This window comes from Nostoc sp., assembly GCF_036917635.1.
Lineage (GTDB): Bacteria > Cyanobacteriota > Cyanobacteriia > Cyanobacteriales > Nostocaceae > Nostoc.
This window is the reverse complement of sequence record NZ_JBALCW010000012.1, coordinates 182,821-202,568: the sequence shown is the minus strand read 5'-3', so window position 1 is coordinate 202,568 and position 19,748 is coordinate 182,821. Positions and strand designations below refer to the sequence as shown.

General features: G+C 41.7%; 15 protein-coding genes. 4 read left to right on the top strand and 11 right to left on the bottom strand.

What is annotated here, in order from left to right; all coding sequences use genetic code 11:
- Positions 1-62: 62 nt before the first annotated feature.
- Positions 63-1,322: a murein transglycosylase A gene (gene mltA, locus V7K32_RS03550; protein ID WP_334990412.1), complete on the bottom strand. Its 1,260-nt coding sequence runs from the start codon at positions 1,320-1,322 to the stop codon at positions 63-65.
- Between the two features lie 3 nt (positions 1,323-1,325).
- Complete coding sequence (locus V7K32_RS03545) at positions 1,326-1,580, bottom strand: hypothetical protein (protein WP_109010830.1); 255 nt, start codon at positions 1,578-1,580, stop codon at positions 1,326-1,328.
- Between the two features lie 250 nt (positions 1,581-1,830).
- On the opposite strand from V7K32_RS03545, the gene V7K32_RS03540 reads away from it, so the two are divergent.
- Positions 1,831-2,010: a hypothetical protein gene (locus V7K32_RS03540; protein ID WP_334990362.1), complete on the top strand. Its 180-nt coding sequence runs from the start codon at positions 1,831-1,833 to the stop codon at positions 2,008-2,010.
- 74 nt (positions 2,011-2,084) lie between these two features.
- On the opposite strand, the gene V7K32_RS03535 is transcribed toward V7K32_RS03540, so the two are convergent.
- Entirely contained in the window at positions 2,085-2,399 is a 315-nt protein-coding gene (locus V7K32_RS03535) for a hypothetical protein (protein WP_334990360.1), read from the bottom strand.
- A 353-nt stretch (positions 2,400-2,752) separates the two neighbouring features.
- Between V7K32_RS03535 and V7K32_RS03530 the strand changes: the two genes are divergently transcribed.
- Positions 2,753-3,607, top strand: a complete 855-nt coding sequence (locus V7K32_RS03530) for a phosphate/phosphite/phosphonate ABC transporter substrate-binding protein (protein ID WP_334990358.1) — start codon at positions 2,753-2,755, stop codon at positions 3,605-3,607.
- A 320-nt stretch (positions 3,608-3,927) separates the two neighbouring features.
- Here V7K32_RS03530 and V7K32_RS03525 read toward each other — a convergent pair whose 3' ends face one another.
- The 4 genes from V7K32_RS03525 to V7K32_RS03510 form a co-directional block, all read right to left on the bottom strand.
- Positions 3,928-4,698 carry a hypothetical protein gene (locus V7K32_RS03525; RefSeq protein WP_334990356.1) on the bottom strand — a complete coding sequence of 257 codons (771 nt, stop codon included), beginning with the start codon at positions 4,696-4,698 and terminating at the stop codon, positions 3,928-3,930.
- A 518-nt stretch (positions 4,699-5,216) separates the two neighbouring features.
- Positions 5,217-7,994 carry a GAF domain-containing protein gene (locus V7K32_RS03520; protein WP_334990354.1) on the bottom strand — a complete coding sequence of 926 codons (2,778 nt, stop codon included), beginning with the start codon at positions 7,992-7,994 and terminating at the stop codon, positions 5,217-5,219.
- A 1,451-nt stretch (positions 7,995-9,445) separates the two neighbouring features.
- On the bottom strand, positions 9,446-10,357 hold the full coding sequence (locus tag V7K32_RS03515) for a DUF4351 domain-containing protein (protein WP_334990352.1): 912 nt from the start codon (positions 10,355-10,357) through the stop codon (positions 9,446-9,448).
- Positions 10,358-11,478: 1,121 nt separating this feature from the next.
- The gene (locus V7K32_RS03510) at positions 11,479-12,375 is read right to left on the bottom strand and encodes an SDR family oxidoreductase (protein ID WP_442938689.1); all 897 of its coding nucleotides are present in this window, start codon (positions 12,373-12,375) and stop codon (positions 11,479-11,481) included.
- Positions 12,376-12,671: 296 nt separating this feature from the next.
- Here V7K32_RS03510 and V7K32_RS03505 point away from each other — a divergent pair, with 296 nt between their 5' ends.
- Positions 12,672-13,484 (top strand): TIGR01548 family HAD-type hydrolase, encoded by an 813-nt coding sequence (locus V7K32_RS03505; RefSeq protein WP_334990348.1) that lies wholly within the window; start codon positions 12,672-12,674, stop codon positions 13,482-13,484.
- Between the two features lie 74 nt (positions 13,485-13,558).
- Positions 13,559-14,947 (top strand): cytochrome P450, encoded by a 1,389-nt coding sequence (locus V7K32_RS03500; RefSeq protein WP_334990346.1) that lies wholly within the window; start codon positions 13,559-13,561, stop codon positions 14,945-14,947.
- A gap of 83 nt (positions 14,948-15,030) precedes the next feature.
- Here the strand turns inward: V7K32_RS03500 and V7K32_RS03495 are convergent, their stop codons facing one another.
- The 4 genes from V7K32_RS03495 to ruvB all read right to left on the bottom strand — a co-directional run bounded on the left by V7K32_RS03495 (position 15,031) and on the right by ruvB (position 19,615).
- On the bottom strand, positions 15,031-16,131 hold the full coding sequence (locus V7K32_RS03495; RefSeq protein ID WP_334990344.1) for a glycosyltransferase family 4 protein: 1,101 nt from the start codon (positions 16,129-16,131) through the stop codon (positions 15,031-15,033).
- Between the two features lie 32 nt (positions 16,132-16,163).
- Positions 16,164-17,447, bottom strand: a complete 1,284-nt coding sequence (locus tag V7K32_RS03490; protein ID WP_334990342.1) for a glycosyltransferase — start codon at positions 17,445-17,447, stop codon at positions 16,164-16,166.
- 14 nt (positions 17,448-17,461) lie between these two features.
- Positions 17,462-18,265 (bottom strand): tetratricopeptide repeat protein, encoded by an 804-nt coding sequence (locus V7K32_RS03485; RefSeq protein WP_334990339.1) that lies wholly within the window; start codon positions 18,263-18,265, stop codon positions 17,462-17,464.
- A 249-nt stretch (positions 18,266-18,514) separates the two neighbouring features.
- Complete coding sequence (gene ruvB / locus V7K32_RS03480) at positions 18,515-19,615, bottom strand: Holliday junction branch migration DNA helicase RuvB (RefSeq protein WP_334990337.1); 1,101 nt, start codon at positions 19,613-19,615, stop codon at positions 18,515-18,517.
- Between the last annotated feature and the right edge of the window lie 133 nt (positions 19,616-19,748).

Sequence of the window (19,748 nt, the reverse complement as noted above, 5' to 3'; positions counted from 1 at the left end):
GGAGTGATGAGTTTTGAATTAATAACTCCTAACTCCTAACTCCTAACTCCTAACTCCTAACTTTATTGCTTGAGCAGCACATAATACAGTGAACCATTACCGCCTGTGATGCCAGCGCGATCGCCTGCTAGTTTACCAGAACCCATGAAATAATCCACCCGGCCAGGGCCTTTAATGGCGCTTCCTGTATCCTGGTCAAGCACAAAGCGGCTGACACTACGCCTCTCTAGTTTGCCACCACCAGCAGAATAGGGAAATGAGTTGTAAATCAGCGCTAGCGCTCCCGGTGGCATGAGAGACTTATCTGTAGCAATAGAACGTTCTGCTGTTACTGGCACATGAATACTGCCTGTAGCTCCTGTACCACCAGTTTCTTGGAAGAAAATAAATCGTTCCCAGCGTGGCAGATAATTGCTCAACTCGTAAGGCTTTTGTCGGAAGTAAGCGATCATCCGTGGTAAGGTCAATCCTGATAATGGAAGTTTGCCATCTTTGGCTAGTTCTTTGCCGATACTAGTCCAGGGGTAATCGGTTCCACCTGCATAGCCAACTGACGTTGTTTTGCCATCAGTTAATTTAATTTGGGCAGAACCTTGGATATGTACCATGTATGCGTCTAAGCGTTCGCGGAACCAAAGTAGTTCTAAACCGTGCAACTTGCTCTTATTCCCTTTTAAACCATCCCTCCCTTCCAAATCAATTCGTTTTGGGTGGGGTTTGGGCCATTGACTGAAATCAGGTGGTAGCCGATAAAGAGGATATTTATATATTGCAGTCCTGACACGGCTGGCGGTGTAAACAGGTTCGTAGTAAGCAGTGAACTTAACAGTACCCTTGCCATCATTTCCCACAGACTGGTAAAAGACAAACTCTCGACTGACAGCAGCCTGTAATTGGGCTGCTGAATTAGAACTAACAACCAGTTGGCGGAAGCGTAGCAAACTCCTTTGAACGCGATCAAGGGTAATTTCCTTCATCGGATAATTTTGATATGCTGCGATCGCTTCTTTCTTTGTTAGATAAACCAGACTGTTATCAATAGAAGCCAACAGCGCCTTGCGATCGCCTATTTTACCCCTTTGACCCCAAATTTGGTCATCCAAACCCAAGCAAGTCTGCTGGAGCCTACAATCGGTTCTAATAGCGATTGGTTTTAGCGGTGGCGTTATCTCAGGAGTAATTGGTATTGGCTGAGGTGGGAGATCAGGAGTTATAGGTACTGGCAACGGCAGGAAGTTAGGAACCTGAGCAACAGCCGACCAGAGAGGGTTTACAAGGGCAATTCCCAGACTTAAGGAAAGCAAAGCAAAGGTTTTTCTCATCATTTAGTTGAATCTTTCAACACTGGAACTAAAAACGGGTTCTACCCGGATTGCCACAACCCTAGAAGGTCTTACTACCATATATTCCCCTTGAATATTTTTGATCGGCACGCTAATAAAGTCATTTGAAGCAGATTTTGGCACAAGTTCGCCGCTATACCACTTCTGAAACTCTTGAATAGTCGGAAAACGTACTTCTTCTCTGTGGCCGCTTTCCAGTAGGAGGTATACGGCATATTCATTTGGAGTTCTAGCCATAAGATTGAATCATTTGAAAACATTCAACCCATTGTTAACCACCTAACCCCCGAATGAAAAGGGTAAGCATACGGGAGGTTGGAATGAGGGGGACAGGGGAGAAGAGTTTCCCCTCTGCCTCTTTTCAATGCCCAATGCCTAATGACTCTTCACTCTAGACGCCTAATCTTTTAACCAGTTCCTTAATGTATGACGAATACCGAGATATTAAGCCGACAATATAATCAGGCGGCAACAAGACGGCAAGTTAGTGCTGATTGACTTTGGCGCAGTTAAACAAGTCCAAACTCAACTGCTTACACTTTCAGGGCGCACGGAGGCTACTATTGCCATTGGCACCCCAGGATATATGTCTACTGAACAGGAGCAAGGTAAGCCGCCGGCAATTTCTAGAGTATTGGGTTCGTTGCGAAAATGCTCTACAAGTTGAGTTTCAAAACTCTCGGTTTTATCTGCTAAATTAGTTGGATTAAGTGTTGCATCTTTATGAAAAAAGTTACTATATTATGGGTTTTTAGGAAAATTTTCAAAAACCTCTTTAGCTGAAAAATTCGGTGTTATTTCCGGCGTGAACGTTGAGTTTAATTCTACTCTAGGTTCTAATAGGGGAACAATACGATTTTGTGTATAGTTTCTAACTGCGTTTACCATTTGGATGAGAATCTCCGCTTGGTAAACCACTTCATTTTGCGCCCTTCCCTGAAGTAAACTGGATAAGGCAACGCCACTACCCAAAATACTAACTATGAAAACTAATATTAAAATTAAGTTAAATTTAGCACCTATTTTTAAGTTCTTTAACGTAATGTTGTTTAACATAACCTAAGCAACGAAGGTGGTATATAAGGGGAGCATCGCAATGAGTGCTTAAATCTTTTCCCTCACCCCCAGCCCCTCTCCCATATTTGGGAGAGGGGAGACATAATTCTAGTTCCCCGAATCTCATATGACGGGATTCGGGGTTAAGGGATGAGGGGTATCAAGGTTTTTGCAGATTTGGGATGATCCCCTATATTAAATGTGTCTAATATTTATTTCTACCTCTGATAAACCATGTCAACAACATTTAAATAAATATTAATTTTTTCCTGCAATATAACCTATTTAGGCAGCAGTGAAAGTTATCTAAATTAGTCTTGAAAGCCAAGTTGTTTTCTTAACCATAATTAGTAATGTTTTTGCGATTTCCTCGTCGTTTATTTCTATTTAATCTGCTAGGTTTGACATTTGCCGCCTGCCAATCACCACGGGAGTTTGAAGGCACATTAACTATTGGTGTTATAAACTATGGTGGAGGCGAACAAATAATTAACCAATATGCTAAATTTAATAATTACTTGGGTGAAAAAACAAACTCATATATTCAGCTAGAGCCTGCTTTTAATGAAAACAAAGCGGTTGAGCGCCTTGAGGCTCGTGCTTGGTCATTGGTATTTGCTGCACCGGGTTTAGCTGCGATCGCAATCGCACGTCATCAATATGTTCCCCTGTTTCCTTTAATAGGTATTAGTAATTTACGTTCAATCTTTGTTGTTCGCAAAGACAATCCAATATCCGACTTAAAACAGCTACAAGGTCAAACGATCGCTTTAGGTCAGTTAGGTTCAGCAACAGGATATTACTTCCCACTTTACAATCTTTTTGGTACAACACTAGCAGAGATTCTATTTGCACCCACACCTAAAGCCGCGCTGGAATTGGTCGCTGAGGGAAAAGCGATCGCCTGTGCTGTCTCGGAGGCTGAATTGAGTCTTTACGGTTCACAGTTGGGGTCAACCCAATTCCGTATCCTATTTAAAGACCCTCACTATGTACCATTGGGTGTTGTCTTGATTGGGCCTAATGTCGAACGTAACCGTCAAGAGTTTATCCGTAAAGTAATGAGCGATGCGCCTTCAAGTTTAGCTGAAGAAGTAGGATATGTACCCAATGGACAAGTACCAGATTACAAATACATGATTTATATGGTTGATCGGGTGAGTTCTATTACTTCCAAGCTGCAAAATAAACCTGTTCGTTTATTTTAAATACTCATTCAAGAAGATTTTTATGTCTTATCTTTCTACTAATTCAAAGTTCTTATACCAATTTTGTATGAAGATGCGCTAAATCATATTCTAAGTATAAGAAAGAAAAACGAACCACAAAGGACACAAAGAAATAAAGAAAAACTTATACCATTTTACTTTAATAATGATACAAATACGCTCTTTTGGGGCATGGCATTGCCATGCCCTTACGAGAAATCTATATGTATCAGGATTTTCGTGAATTGCTATTAAAAGGGTTTGACGCAGCCTCACAAATAAATGGTATTAAAGTAATAGTTGGAGAACTTACGGATTGCTCAAAAAAACAATTTGAATCGTGCTAGCTGATTTTGAAGCGTTTCTGTTAGGATTTTATTTAGTTCTATGGTGTCTTGGAATTGCAAAATTTGCTGTGTCGGTAAATCGAAGGGAAATTGCCCTTCAAAGTCTGGACGTTGCATCTGCGCTAGTAAAATTTGCTCAGACCTCTTACTTTGGATAGCATAACCAATCTCAATACAGACATTCGGACTAGGAATTAGTTGAGGAGTTTCTTTACCGTCAATACTAGCAATGGGCGTGGTGTCAGCGATAAATAACAAACTTTTACGGATTTTTCGCATGATCGTGCGGTTAATCCTTACAGTCGCATCGCTGGGGCGAGAGGATTCTACCAATGTTAGGGGAAGGCGCGATCGCTTGTTTAAAATGTCCAAACTTTTTCGCAGTTCTTCTCTGAGAACATTCGTCGCTGCGGCATACTCTGTTTGATAAGATAAAAAAATCATTGGTTCTAACTGAGCCAACAGCGCCTGTTTGGTAAAATAAATTTCATGACTAATTAAGTCAATGTTGGCGACGCAATAGCCACCGCTACCTTCAATATAAAATTCAATATTTTCTCCTTCCAGATAGCGTCCAAACCAAGTTGATTTCTTAACTTCGTCGCTTTCTTCTAAAAAGTCTGCTCGCAATGCTGATCTCAACAGGCTTTTTTTGCTTAACCGAATGTCTGGCGGACGTTTTTCCAGTTCTGGAATCGGCTCGTAATCTTCTAGATACCACGCTCTGAGCGCAATAATTGACATAAGGCGCTATTTAAACTATTTTTCACTATTTAACTTCGTATAATCTTACACCAAGAGGAGTCTCTATCTCAGGCTTCTCTTTAAACACAACAACACCCAAACCTCTACTCGCTGAACTATCTCCTCTCATTGTTTATCATAGCCAGGGATGTACTAACTTTCATCGCTTGTGTAAACAAGTTATAAAAACTAGTTCCAGCGCCCCCTAATATTCCATCTTTGAGGAAATAGCAGTTTTCGCGTTGGGTGTTGCTGTGTTTTTACGAGACAGATTTAAGTTAAACAGCGTCTTTTACCTCTTACTACATTCCAAATGCAGCTGTTATATCTGCCAGGGAAGCTTTATTAGCTTCAATTATTAGATTATCACTTCTGGATGAGAGGGTTTTTTTTTGCAACTAAACTTTACTTTGGTCATTTGTCATTGGTCTTTTGTCATTTCTCTCAGTCGGATTTAAAATCTCCGTTTGAAATGTCTAAAATGTTTGAATTTTAAATTTTGAATTTTGAATTGTTATTTAGCGATCTATTTTGGCTGGAGGCTTGACGGGAATTTCAATCCAGAACTCTGTACCTTTGCCAGGTTCTGAAACGCACTCCATTATTCCACCATGTTTTTCGACGATAATTTGATAGCTGATTGCCAATCCTAGTCCTGTACCCTTACCCACAGGTTTGGTAGTGTAAAACGGATCAAAAATCCGCTTTTTCACGTCTTCACTCATCCCAGACCCATTGTCGCTAATACGAATTAATAGACGAGACTCGTCTGCTGAGAGTTTAGTGGAAATGTGGATAGTAGGCATTGAGTACTTGTTCTGAGCGTTCGCGTAGCGTCTCGAAGAGTTGCCGAAGTATTGGGGATTCTCTTTGTCCTTTTTACCGTCAATGATCATTTCTAGCGCATCTATGGCATTGGTAAAGATATTCATGAATACCTGATTCATTTGACCGGCATAACATTCTACCAATGGTATGTTGCCATAATCTTTGATTACCTGAATGCGTGAGAATTCACTATTTCCTTTCAGTCGATGTTGCAAAATTAACAAGGTGTTGTCAATGCCTTCATGCAGGTCAACACACTTGTTTTCAGCCTCATCCAAGCGAGAAAAACTGCGTAACGACAGCACTATTGAGCGGATGCGATCGCTTCCTACTTGCATTGAGGTGATAATTTTCGGGAGGTCTTCTACCAAAAAGTCAAAATCGATCTCTTTGATCGCTGCCTTAATTTCACTATGGGGGTGGGGATAGTATAACTGGTAGAGACGTAAAATTTCTAGGATTTGTACCGTGTAATCACTGGCATGGCAGAGGTTACCGTAGATAAAGTTAACAGGGTTGTTGATTTCGTGGGCGACACCGGCGACCAACTGTCCTAAGCCGGACATTTTTTCGGTGTGAATCAATCTTGTCTGTGTTTCTTGGAGTTGATGTAGGGTATGCTCTAACTGTGCAGCTTGATTTCTAGCTTCAGTTTCGGCATTACAGGTTTGTTCGTAAAGTTGCGCTTGTTGAATAGCGATCGCAGCCTGATCTCCTAGCTGTTGCAATAAATCAATTTCTGCATCCTGCCAATCTCTAGGAGCCTCACACTGATGGACTATTAGTAAACCCCATAGTTCCATACCTATATTAATCGGAACTATTAAGGTTGCTTGCACTTGCAGACTCTGCAAAAACTCTCGATGACAATCATGCAAAGAAGCTGTCGAAACGTTGTTAATTACCCGTACTCTGCCCTGACTATATAGATGGCTATACTCATCAGGAAAGCAATCGGATGGTGCATTGATTCCCAAAACCGACTGCCAATTGCCATTAATCTCTTCGACAATCACCGATTTCTTCTTCAGTTCAAAAATCACCACCCGGTCTGAATTTAGCAGCCCACGGACTTCTCGAACGATGGATTGCAGAGTTGTCTGCAAGTCTAATGTGCGGCGAATATGCTCTGTGACTTGCTTGAGTACCTTGGTAAACAGTAATGATTTTTCGAGTTCATAAGTTTGTTCTTGCACCCGCAGTTCTAGGTTGGCATTCAGGGCTTGTACCTGTTTAAACATTTGCTGCTGCTCAATTGCCATTGAGAAATGATCGTACAAGGCTTGCGCTAATGAGATGTCTTCCGGTTTCCACTCAGCTGATTGCCCCTTTTTTTGCTCTCGCCAAAGCTCAAAGGAAAACTGGGGTAATATTTGCCGCCGATTTTGTTCACATTGTCCCGCCCACAAGATTTCCGTTTCAAATTCACAGCGAAAAATGCTTAATACACCGAGAAATTTTTCCCGGTAATGTAGGGGAATCACCATAAGTCCGCGAATTTGAGTAGAACGGAATGCTAAAGCCAAAATTCGCAAATGTGGTTCTTTATACAGGTCAGTTGTTACCCAAATATTACCTTGTTTAGACTCAGCCATCCACTTTTGCCATAAGGGATGCTGTTCGATAATACTGTTATCTAACTCGTAGGGCAGTGTCGGTTGGTCGCCGTAGGTGTATAGTTCCTGACTTTGTTCAATGTAAAGCCTGCCACCTATTCCATTGAAGGCAGTAATAACTTCTTCTAGCGCTTTCTGCAATTGGACTGTCGGTAGTTTATGTAATAGTGTGGTTACTCGGTTAATAGTAGCTTCTCGCTCTTGCTTGGTGCGGGCTGCGGTGAGGAGATTACTTTGACCGATCGCGATCGCAACTTGGTCAGCTACTTGCTGCAATACTTTTAGTTCCCGCTTCAAAATCTTTCGCGGTTCACTTTGGTGACATACCAACAATCCCCACAATTTAGGCTTTGCCGATTGTTCTTGTGGATCAGAATCTAAAATTGGTACTACCAACGAAGACTCCACGCCCATTGCCTTTAAGTATTGAATATGGCACGGGTCTACCTGTCGATAGTGGATATTAGTTTCTAGACGTTTGCCAGTTTCTTTTGACTGTACAGGCGATAGCCCGATCTTCCCATTTGCCACATCCACAATCGAACGTTGCTGTGCTAAGAGAAACATCTCCCTAGCTTTTTGTGGAATATCATCAGCTGGGAAGCGTTGCCCCAATAAGGATGGCAAACGCTGCTCATTGATAGATTCAGCAATGACTTCACCACTCCCATCGGTATCAAAACGATACACCTTTACCCGATCTGCACCCAAAAATAAACGTACCTGGCTAACGGTAGTCGTTAATATCTCTTGGAGGTCGAGCGATCGCCTGATCTGGTTTATCATCTGGTGCAGTAAACTTTCTTGGTCTAAGCTTTGCTGCAACCCTTTTGGTTTATCAATAAATGTCATTGCCTATATACACCATGACTGAAGTATAATTTTTTTTATAATTGTCATTGATCAGAATTTTCAACTTAACAATGCCTTGATTTTCATCCCATTCCCAGAAATTATTGCTACAGATGCGTTTGCTAGTGGCGTACATCTATTGCAAATATCTGTGAAAATGGATTAAGAGGATATTTGAAAAAAATCAGATATTTTACTTAATCTCTCTAACCCATCTCAAGTGGATTTAGGGGGATATCAAAATGATGACTGTATCAGTAAATACTTTCAAAACATCCTTTTAAGTCTCAAGTTAAGAAAATTTTAACCATTAACACCTATTAATTTTATATTCTCAATCATTAAACTATTTCAGTAATTTTACTTAATTTGTTGGCGGAAAAACTGCGTGAAATTAAAAATCTTTTTTTACCCTTTTTGCTCATTAATTTAACTAAACCTTATCTAAGTTGAGAACCGTAGTTTTGCCAAGAGGATATGTTGATCACACACACCCCAGCTATATAAATCAAGGAAGCAGTGTGCAGGCTCAAACCCTCACAGAATTACTCATTGTCCCCTGCACGTTGCTCCCCAGCTATATATAAAATTAAGGGAGCAGTGTGCAACCAGTGGATGCGGCGACAGGCGGCGTCGTTGAGCAACGTAGTTGCCAGTCCAAGGTAAAGAGAAAGATTAGCTGGCGATCGCCTATGCAGACGGACACCGCTTCGCGGTTATGCGTATATGAGTAACCAATGAATCAGCCATACTTAGTAATTTAGAATTGCAAGCGATCGCGGACACCGCTTCGCGGATTTTAAAAATTTAGAACTGGCAGGGAAAATAAAAATTAGAAATAATGTCAAAATATTTACCAATAAAGCCAGGGAATTACTTGAACTGAGGGCAAGGGGTAATAAAGTAAACTACCCCAACTTACTGCAGCAACTGGTGCGGAACTGGTGCGGGAATCGCTAGGTAATAGGATTGCGATGGCGTAACCGCCCGCCGGAGGCGATCGCAGTTCTCGACCGTCAGCAAGTAGGAGACGCGGCGACAGCCGCCGTCGGTGAGGCATCATAGATACCAGTCAAAATCACTGGGGAATTTTAGTGACAATGGACAAGAAAAGAAGTCGGAAAGCGATCGCAGTCCATAACCAAAAATATTCAAGATAGTCAAAGCAATAAATTTATCAGTCGTGAAGTGGGATGGTGGAAGCGATCGCTAACCATAGATTTCAGAGAAGCTAATTGCTCAACTTACTGTTAAAAATCCAATAGATGATATTTGGGAAAAATAGGAATGGGAGCGATGGCGTAACCGCCCATTGGTGACAAGTTAAGGAAAAGGGGAAATTGTCCAACTAGTAACGATTTCCATGATTCCTTCCTCTTCAAATAAACAATTTTAAGGTGCGTTGCGCGACAACACACCCTACATCTTTTAAAACATCCTCAAAGAGGAAATCAATTTTGTTGGTCTAACCAATTGATGAGGTCTTCTAAAGATTGGAAATCAAAAATTGCATCAGCGAGGTTCTCTAATTGTTCTGAAGATAAGCCATTAATGCGGTTTTCTAAAGTACTATCAATATTATTAAATCGCCGTTTTAGTTGTCTTTTAACAATGTTTTTTTCTCCTTGTTCAATTCCTTGTGTAATTCCTTTTTCCATCCAACTAGTAACGATTTCCATGATTCCTTCCTCTTCAACTAAGTTGGCTTGTTTTAGTTCAGTCTCAAGTACTTGCTCTTCTGTGGCATTTAATCGGAGATAGGTGTCAATGAAACCGGAAATTAATTCTATTTTAGCAGGATTTAATTTTAGAGTGACTAGCATTCTTAAACATTCGAGCTTTACTTTGATTTTTTCTTCTGGTTTAAACTCCATTTTTGCCATTAATGCAGCAGCTACAGGATTTGGTTGATTTAAAAAGTTTCGCCAATTCAGGTTATTTAGTTGGATAGCAAAGTAATTAAATTCCAGAACTTTTCTGTTAGGAAAATTAACTATATATTGGCTTTTCTCAGGGCGTTTGGGTTCGTCGTATGAGAAGATAACTATAGGAAATATAGGTAATAAATATTTAGCATCTAAACGAGCGAAGTAATGAAACATCCGCCGTTCAAATTCTTTTTGTGTGTAAGCCTGATTTTCTAAATGTATGAGAAAATAACTGTCTTCTCCTCTCCATTTTACTTGTGCTAATAAGTCTATTTTTCTTTTGTCTCCAGTGGTGACATCGGTAAATATTTCTTCTGTTAAAAACGTTAGGCTGTCTTGTGCAACATACTCTAAAACTTCTGGTAAAAAGAGTTCTATAAATTCCCAAAAGAAGGTTTGGATTAATTCTTTAAAGAGTCTATCGTGATCTATCATTTTTCATCAGGTTTGAGAATTGTAATTCTCCTAAGTTAATTTATAGATTATCAAAAATCTTTGAGCATATCTGCTGTTGTGTTTGCCCGTTTGACTCTACCTCACTTACATCATTCTGCTTAAAATCCCCATACAGTTGCACCAGTTCTGCAATCTGCTCAGGGGATAACTCATTGCGCTTATTACCGAGACTCTAAATCATCTTTTGAAAATGGTGCGTCCCATCAATAAGGTGCGTCCCATCAATAAACTGAACTTTTCATTGATTTCTGGTTGCAAAGCTAATTGCTCTTAGTACCAATACCATTGCAGAGAGTGCGATCGTTGCAGCAATCTAGCCAAACAATGATTCCTTTAGCCTGACTTATTTGCAACTGCTCACCCAAGCAACTTAAGGGTATACCTCTTAATGGAGATGGATAAGTCTATAGGACTTACGCACTGTACAAACGAAACCTCTTGTGTATTGACGTAAATAGGTCGTTTCAGCTTTTTATAAACCACCTGCGATCGCAAAAAAGTGGTTGAAAAATCTAGTCAAAAGCGTTGAAAAGCATATTTGCTATTTTGGTCTTTCTGTCAATGCGTAAGTCCTAGTCTAATAAAAAAAGCTCCTAGCAGGTCTAAAGCTGGGAGCTAATAAATTCATTGCTTGATAATTGCAGTATAGGCATTTTTAATGATTTATCTCATCTACTTTAAGAATTAAGCTAAGTTTGAAAGCCGAATGTTAATTTCATAAAGTGGAGGAGTAAATCGCTTGTGGGACTTCCAACAAATAAATTACCCAATCTTGTGGGGTGGGCGTCACGAGAGACCTTGTATATGGGCGGGCAAGATGCCCACCCCACAAGAAATAGTTGAGTATTTTTTTATTTGGAAGTCCCTGTAGCTGCGATCGCTCAGAGCAAATAAATTTATTTATGGTTACTGAGCGTAGTCGAAGTATGGGGTTTTCCCCCCGCTCCCTGCTAGAAAGCTCCCTGCCCCTTTTCCTCTTCGCTGACCCCGCCTTCCCCTACGGGCATCTTCACGAGCGAAATGAAGCGTGGGATATTCGGCGGTACGACCGTTCAGGGCTGTTGTGTTGCTGCTTCGGTTCATGAACAGCACAGCAGACATTACGCAATACCGACACCGCCTGTTATGCCATAAACCTCTCCTGTGATGTAGCTTGCCTCCTGTGAAGCAAGAAGTACGTATACAGGAGCGATTTCTACGGGCTGTCCAGGTCGTCCGAGCGGAACCGTGGAGCCAAATTTCTCAATCTTTTCTTGAGTCTGACCGCCACTAGGCTGTAGCGGTGTCCAGAAAGGGCCGGGCGCTACAGCATTGACGCGCACACCCTTTTCAATCATTTGTTTGGAAAGTGCTTTGGTGAAAGCAACAATGCCTGCTTTGGTGAGCGCATAGTCAATGATGTTCTCTGAAGGTTCATACGCCTGAATAGAAGTTGTATTAATGATGGCTGCACCCGGTTTCAGGTGTGGCACTGCGGACTGCGTAATCCAAAAGAGCGCGTATAGATTGGTTTTAAGCACCTTATCGAACTGCTCGGAGCTGATATCACCAAGAGAGGGCTGAGTTTCTTGTGCGCCAGCATTGTTGACAAGAATATCTAAACCGCCAAGAGATTCTACTGCATCCGCCACGAGTTTTCGGCAAAAATTCTCATCCTTTATGTCACCAGGAAGAGAGATGCCCTTGCGCCCCGCTTGTTCGATCAGTTCTATCACCTCTCGTGCGTCCGCCGACTCACTGGGGAGATAGGAGATTGCCACATCTGCCCCTTCACGCGCAAACGCGATCGCTACGGCACGTCCGATACCGGAATCTCCTCCGGTAATCAACGCCTTTCGATTTGTAAGTTTTCCACATCCTGTATAGCTCTGTTCACCGTGATCGGGCTGAGGGTTCATCTGTTGAGCTAGTCCCGGTGCTGGCTGTGGCTGACGAGGGAAGGGCGGTCCTGGATATTGCTGACGTGGATCTTGCATCTTCAATCGCTCGTTTGTCATCTGTTGCTCCCCTATTGTGGTGTATTCAATTGTAGAATCGCCTTTGTATCGCATCCATCCACTTGGGACAACATTATTGTTGTAATTAGTAATAGCTTTAAGCTTTGCGTGCATCTGTTCTACTCTACCTTTCGACAGACCTCCAACAAGCGGCTGTTGCATCTACTTGGTTTGAGAAAGTTTTGGGTATGTCTGGAATAGCCCGCTTGTAAAGTCTCCGATATCTTCTGCTATTTATGAAAAGATGAATACATAGAGCAATATTATCAGATATAAAACTCTTTGACTCCCTACCCATGAGTGAACCAACTTCTGCAAAAGCTATTGTTGTTTTCGATATTGATGGCGTTGTCCGCGATGTTAGCGGTTCTTATCGCCGTGCGATCGCAGATACGGTAGAATATTTTACGACCCAATATCGCCCAACCCCATTAGATATTGACCAACTCAAGTCTGAAGGCGTGTGGAATAATGATTGGGAAGCATCCCAAGAATTAATTTACCGCTACTTTGAAACCCAAGGACAAACCCGCGAACAACTGCAACTAGATTACACTGCGATCGTTGCTTTTTTTCAAGCGCGTTACCGAGGGACAGACCCAAATAATTTTACTGGATATATCTGTAATGAACCCTTATTATTACAACCTAGCTACTTAGAACAACTTACCCAAGCTGGGATTCCTTGGGGATTTTTTAGCGGTGCAACTCGTGCTTCTGCTAATTATGTATTGGAAAAACGCCTCAGCTTACAATCTCCGGTGTTGATTGCGATGGAAGACGCACCAGGGAAACCAGACCCTACGGGACTTTTTGCTACAGTTCGTGAATTAGATAATGGAATTGAGCAAAAATTAGCTGTAGTCTATGTGGGAGATACGGTAGCAGATATGTATACCGTCGAAAAAGCACGGGGTTTAGATTCTTCTCACACTTGGATTGGTGTAGGGGTTTTACCGCCCCACGTCCAGGAAACAGCAGCGCGTAGTGATGCTTATAGTGAGACACTAATAGCAGCAGGAGCAGCAGTAGTTTTGCGTAATGTGCAAGAATTGACTCCAAGACAGATTCAAGAATTGATAAGTTCATCTGCCCAATCTGTGGTCTAAGATTAATCAAGCTAGGGGTGCATGAATGAGTGGCTGATAAGAATCTTGCTTTAATCATTGGGAGATTAATAAAAATGTCTGGACTTAAACTGCCTAACGGTCCTCAAACTCACCCTTGGGTACAGACCTATCAGTGGCTGACTAATCCCTTAGAATACATAGAAGATTGTGCTAAACGCTATGGTGATATCTTCACCCTTCAGCTTGGACAAAATTCTCCTCCTCAAGTTTTCATTAGCAATCCCCAGGCGATTCAGCAGATTTTTACAACCGATCCAAAACAGTTAGATTCTGGTGAGCCAGCAGGGATTAAATCGCCTTTATTAGGACGACAATCACTACTGGCGCTGGAGGGAAAGCCTCATCAGCGACAACGAAAGCTATTGACACCACCCTTACATGGGGAACGAATGCTAGCTTATGGTGAATTAATCTGCGACATCACACAGCAAGTGACTAATCAGTGGCAGGTTGGAGAAACCTTTGCAGTTCTGCCATCAATGCAAGCAATCTCTTTTCAAGTAATTTTGAAGGCTGTATTTGGTCTAGAAGATGGGCTACGTTACGAGAAACTCAATGAACTCCTGATTGCAATCCTGAATCCCAAAATTCCTATTTTAAGAACAATTCTGCTTCTTTTCCCATCAATGCGACAGGATTTAGGAGCATGGAGTCCCTGGGGGAAATACTTGCGTTTACGGGAGCAAATCGATCAACTTATTTACGCCCAGATTCAAGAACGCAAAGCACAACCCGATCCATCTCGGACTGATATTCTATCTTTGATGATGGCTGCTCGTGATGAGGCGGGAGAGCCGATGACAGACTTAGAATTACGTGATGAACTGATGACCCTATTAGTAGCGGGTCACGAAACCACTGCAACTTCCTTATCATGGGCGCTGTACTGGATTCATCATCTACCACAGGTGCGGGAAAAACTGCTGCAAGAATTAGATAAGTTGGGTGAAAGACCTGATCCGAATGTTATTTTCCGATTGCCTTATTTAAATGCTGTGTGTTCTGAAACGCTACGTCTTTACCCAGTGGCGATATCAGGACTAAATCGAGTGGTAAAATCACCGCTACAAATTGGGGAATACAACTTTGAGCCTGGTACTTTGCTCAATCCCTCTATTTATTTGACCCATCATCGAGAAGATTTATATCCCCAGTCGAAGCAATTTAAGCCAGAGCGTTTTCTAGAGAGACAATTTTCTCAATCTGAGTATTTACCCTTTGGTGGCGGAAACCGTCGCTGTATTGGCATGGCATTTGCCTTGTTTGAGATGAAATTGGTTTTGGTAACTGTGCTATCTCACTGGGAGATGGAACTGGCTGATAGTAAACCTGTAAAGCCAGTCCGTAAGGGTTTGCTATTTAGCCCAGCAGGTGGTGTGCAGATGGTGGTGAAAGGAAAGCGCTTGCAAAATCAGGCAGTCTTTGAGATTAGCTTGAGTTAAGCTTAAAGAATGGGAGAATAGGATGGGATAGAGTGAAGTGATGTCTAGGACGGGCGTAGCTGCGGCACAACCTTGGATTTTATTTAAACTGAGAAAAATTCCTCGTGCCACTGTTTAGCAACTTTATCCCAACCAAAGGAATCTCTTAAAGATAATGCTTCTTTTCTCAGATTTTCTTGTTTCTCTGGATTTTTCAATAAATCAATTACAGCTTTAATAAAAGTATTATTTATCTGTTCATCTCCAGCAGGTCCCTTAATTCTGACACCAGATTTAACAGTCTCATCTAAGCCCGCATAAGTTGTTACTACAGGAACACAACCAGCTGCTTGAGCTTTCCAAGCACTAATACAGAAAATTTCAACAGCACTATGACAAGGATAAACCCAGATCCCAGATTTAAATAATTCTTCAACTAATTGCTTATGCCCAATTCTGCCATGTTCATAAACGTTTTTTTGATCAAAAAGTTGCAAAATTTGCTTCTTTTTATCTGGTAATTGTGGAAATTTAGCAATGTTAGGTGAATTAATCAGCGTATCAATTACTTGCCAGCCATAAAAAATATGTAATTCAACATCAGGTACTTCTTGGATAATCTTATCCCATTGAGTAAGTAAATGTTCAATACCTCTTGTATAGTCACTAATGGAAATCAATCTTTTAGGATTTCTAGAAATTCCTGTTAAATTAAAATCTTCCATATTAATACCATTAGTTGTCAAAAAGATTTTTTCTTCAGGAATCCAGTTTGGTAGTGTAGATTTATGAAAATCTGACAACATGAACAGCTTGTCAAAACTTGCTAAAAATTCTGATTGCTGAGAATCTTCTATTGGAGGAAATAATTTAGGGTTATCGTGCATCCAAATAGCAGTCTTTTTTGACTTTACTTTCATCGTCATCGGTTGCGTCCAAGCGCGATGAAATATTAAACTATTAAAGTCATCTTGAGGATTAAATTTATCAACAGACTGATAAACTACACTATTATATTCCCCCTCCATATCACCGCATCTATTAAACACTGTGACTTGATAACCCAATTTTACTAGTTCTTGACTTAAGTAAATGACAGCTTCTTGGCTACCTCCAATACCATTTTTGATACAAGTAGGGGACCAATCTTCCACATAGAAAGGAAAATTGGAATAAATGACGATTGAGTTATTATCCCAGTTCATATTATTTTATTTGTTCACAATTAATGTGTTAATTAATTTGTTTTAGCCAAGACAGGCTTACCAGTAGAAACAGCTTGCTCAATAATCTCAGCCGCTCGACTTACTCCCCCAGCCCGGAGAGTAGCTGCTTGTAATCTGAGCGCATTCTGTTTATAAGATTTTTCTGTCAACACTTGCCTTACAGCATTCCGCAATCTGGGAACATTCAGTTTCTTCAGGGTGATAAGCTCACCCGCCCCTGTCCAAGCAATACGCGCTGCTACTCCTGGTTGGTCATTGGCAACTGGAATTGCCACCATTGGTACGCCTTTTTTCACACATTCCATTGTTGTATTCATTCCCGCATGAGTAATCATGAGGGTGGCTTTTTCCAGTACTTCTAATTGAGGTGCATACTCAACTACTAAAGGATTTCCTGCTAACTCTGGCAATGATTCTGGTTTAGCAGAACCTCCCAAAGAAATCACTAACTGAGCATCCAAATCTTCACAAGCTAAAGCAATAGTTTCAAAGACCCAAATCAAGCGATTTTGCAATGTCCCCATCGAAGCGTAAATTAACGGTTTACCCGTCAATTTTTCATAAGGGAAAGAAACAGGCATTCGACTGGCTGAAGTATGAAAACTTCCGGTGAAATGGAACCAAGGAGCTAATTCTTCTCTGGGAAATTCAAATTCAGCAGGTGCATTACTTATTTGAGCCAGTGGAGAGTAGCTATCTTTAAGATTAGAGTACAGGGGTAATTTCCACTCTCGACGATATTCATTAATCAAATCTTCGAGTGGTTTGACGACGCTATTAAGTAAGGTGTAACCCATTTGATTGCGTAAGCGTCCCCACACAGATGGGCTATACTTCCAAGTTGTGAAAAAAGGAGGAACGCTAGGTTCTCGATTCAGTACCACAGCGCTGCACACAGTGATGAAAGGAATTTTGAGAAAGTCTGCAATTGTCCCTCCCTCTACTGAACTTTGGTTTACTAGCAACGCTTCTACACCTGCTGCTTTAACTAATGCTGGAGCATCCTGGAGTGTCACAGATGAAACACGCTTCAGCAAATCAATAGTGTATCGAAAGGCAGCTAATCCCCGTAGTTCGCCTAACTTGCCAAAGGTTTCTGCTGTTGAACCAGGAACAAAATCTTTTTCACCAATTGCTTGGAATTCTATTCCTGCTGCGAGTGCTTTAGTTTGAGTATCAAGGGTTCCGAAGAGGGTGACGCGGTGGCCACGCCGTTGAAGTTCTTGCCCCAAGGGAAGCATAGTGTTGAGGGGGCCAGTTGCTGCGCCAGGACAGATTATACCAAAATGAGTCATAATCAATGTCTCTATTACTTAATTTTCAAAAATTTATCTAAAGCTGATACCATGCTGGGCGGCCAACGGCGGATATTTGTTACCCAGTTAATGTCTTTGTAGCGGCTATCAAGTCCATAAGCTGCCACCCAGTTACTCTCAGCTTCACCTTGTTCTCCATTTACCCAGTATGCAGCTGTGAGGGCGGCACGTACATCAGCAAATCTGGGATATTTACGGACAATATTCCGCATCTCACGGATTGCTTGCTTTTTTTGACCAGTTTCGTAAAGAGCAAGGGCATAATTAGCACGGGCGAAGGCAAAATTTGGGGCTATCTCATTAGATTTTTTGTAATCTGCGATCGCCGAATCCCATTTTCCTAAACCTGTTTTGGCATTTCCGCGATTGTTATACGCCATTGCATCGTTAGGATCTAATTCTAAGACATGATTATAATCTGCGATCGCCGAATCCCATTTTCCCATCCCTTCCAACGCCGCGCCCCGATTTAAATATGGATCGGTGACATTTGGTGCTAATTCTATGGCTTTGTTATAATCTGCGATCGCCTCTTGCAATTTATTCTGACTCACCCGCGAATTTCCCCGGTTACTCCACGCCCCCGCATTAGTCGGAAATTGTTCAATAATTTTTGTCCAGTAAGTTTCAGCCGTCGCAAAATCACCTTGATTCGTCGCTGCAAACGCTTGATTTGCCCACTCATCGCCTTGTTTTAACTGTTCTTGAGTAATCGGCGCTTGAGATTGTGCCATGACTGGAGTACCCCAGCCAAATATAATTAACAGACTGAGAAAAATACTAATCAACTTAATCATCTAGGTTTACCTATTTCTGTTGAAAATGGGGAGTGGGGAATGGAGTTCAAAGACTCATTAACGGAGTTCAAAGACTCGTTGGCGAGTATCAAAGACTCGTTCACCAGTATCAAAGACTCATTCACGAGTATTAAACACTCGTTCACCAGTATTAAAGACTCGTTGGCGAGTATCAAAGACTCGTTCACCAGTATCAAAAACTCGTTGGCGAGTATCAAAGACTCATCCCCTATTTCCCATTCCCCATAATTACAATAATGACAATTGTTCATTAGGGGGTGTGAATCCCAAATGCTTATATGCTGCCTTAGTCGCCATCCTGCCACGATGAGTTCTAGTTAAATAGCCAATTTGCATGAGGTAAGGTTCGTAAACCTCTTCAATTGTTTGAGTATCTTCACCCGTCGCTGCTGCCATTGTTTCTAACCCCACTGGGCCGCCGTTAAATTGTTCAATTATCACACTCAGCATTTGGCGATCTGTCCAATCTAAACCGCAGGGATCTACTTGGAATAGTTGCAATGCTTCAGATGCGATACTTTCATTAATCTCCCCAGATATTTTTACTTCAGCATAATCACGTACCCGCTTAAGTAGTCTGTTAGCAATTCGTGGGGTTCCGCGTGAACGGCGGGCAATTTCTGTCGCCCCATCTTCTGTAACGGGGGTTTTGAGTAATTGAGCGGTTCGCAGTACAATTTTAGTCAGTTCGTCAACTTCGTAAAATCGAAGTTTTTGAATTAAACCGAAGCGATCGCGCAGTGGAGAAGTTAAAGCACCGACACGGGTTGTAGCTCCCACTAAGGTAAACTTTGACAGTGGTAAACTTCTAATCCGAGCGCTAGAACCCTTACCGATAGTAATATCTAAACGATAATCTTCCATCGCCGGATAGAGAATTTCTTCTGTCATCCGCGAGAGGCGATGAATTTCATCCACAAATAAAATATCCCCAGGTTTCATGTTCACCAGTAACCCAACAATATCCCGTGGACGTTCTAGGGCTGGCGCACTGGTAATTTTGTAATTTACCCCCATTTCCGATGCTAAAATCATTGCCATCGTGGTTTTGCCCAATCCCGGCGGTCCATACAGCAACAAATGATCCAGTACCTCACCACGAGATTTGGCTGCTTTGATGGCAATATCTAGTACATCCTTTAAATCTTTTTGCCCAATGTAATCAGCAAATCGGTGCGGTCGAATACCTTCTTCTTGCTGTTCTTGCTCATCAATAGCAGCTTCAGGCTTCAAAATATTTTCTGTGGATGGTGCTTTCGCCGACTCTCGACGCTGCTTTGGTTCTTTGTTGGGTTCTGGAGGCTGTTTCTTGGAGGAGATTATTGCCATAATTTCAGCTATCTACTTTTAAGGAACTAGGGAGATGAGGGAGATGAGGGAGATGAGGGAGATGAGGGAGATGAGGGAGATGAGGGAGATGAGGGAGATGAGGGAGATGAGGGAGAGTAGAGACAAAGGGATA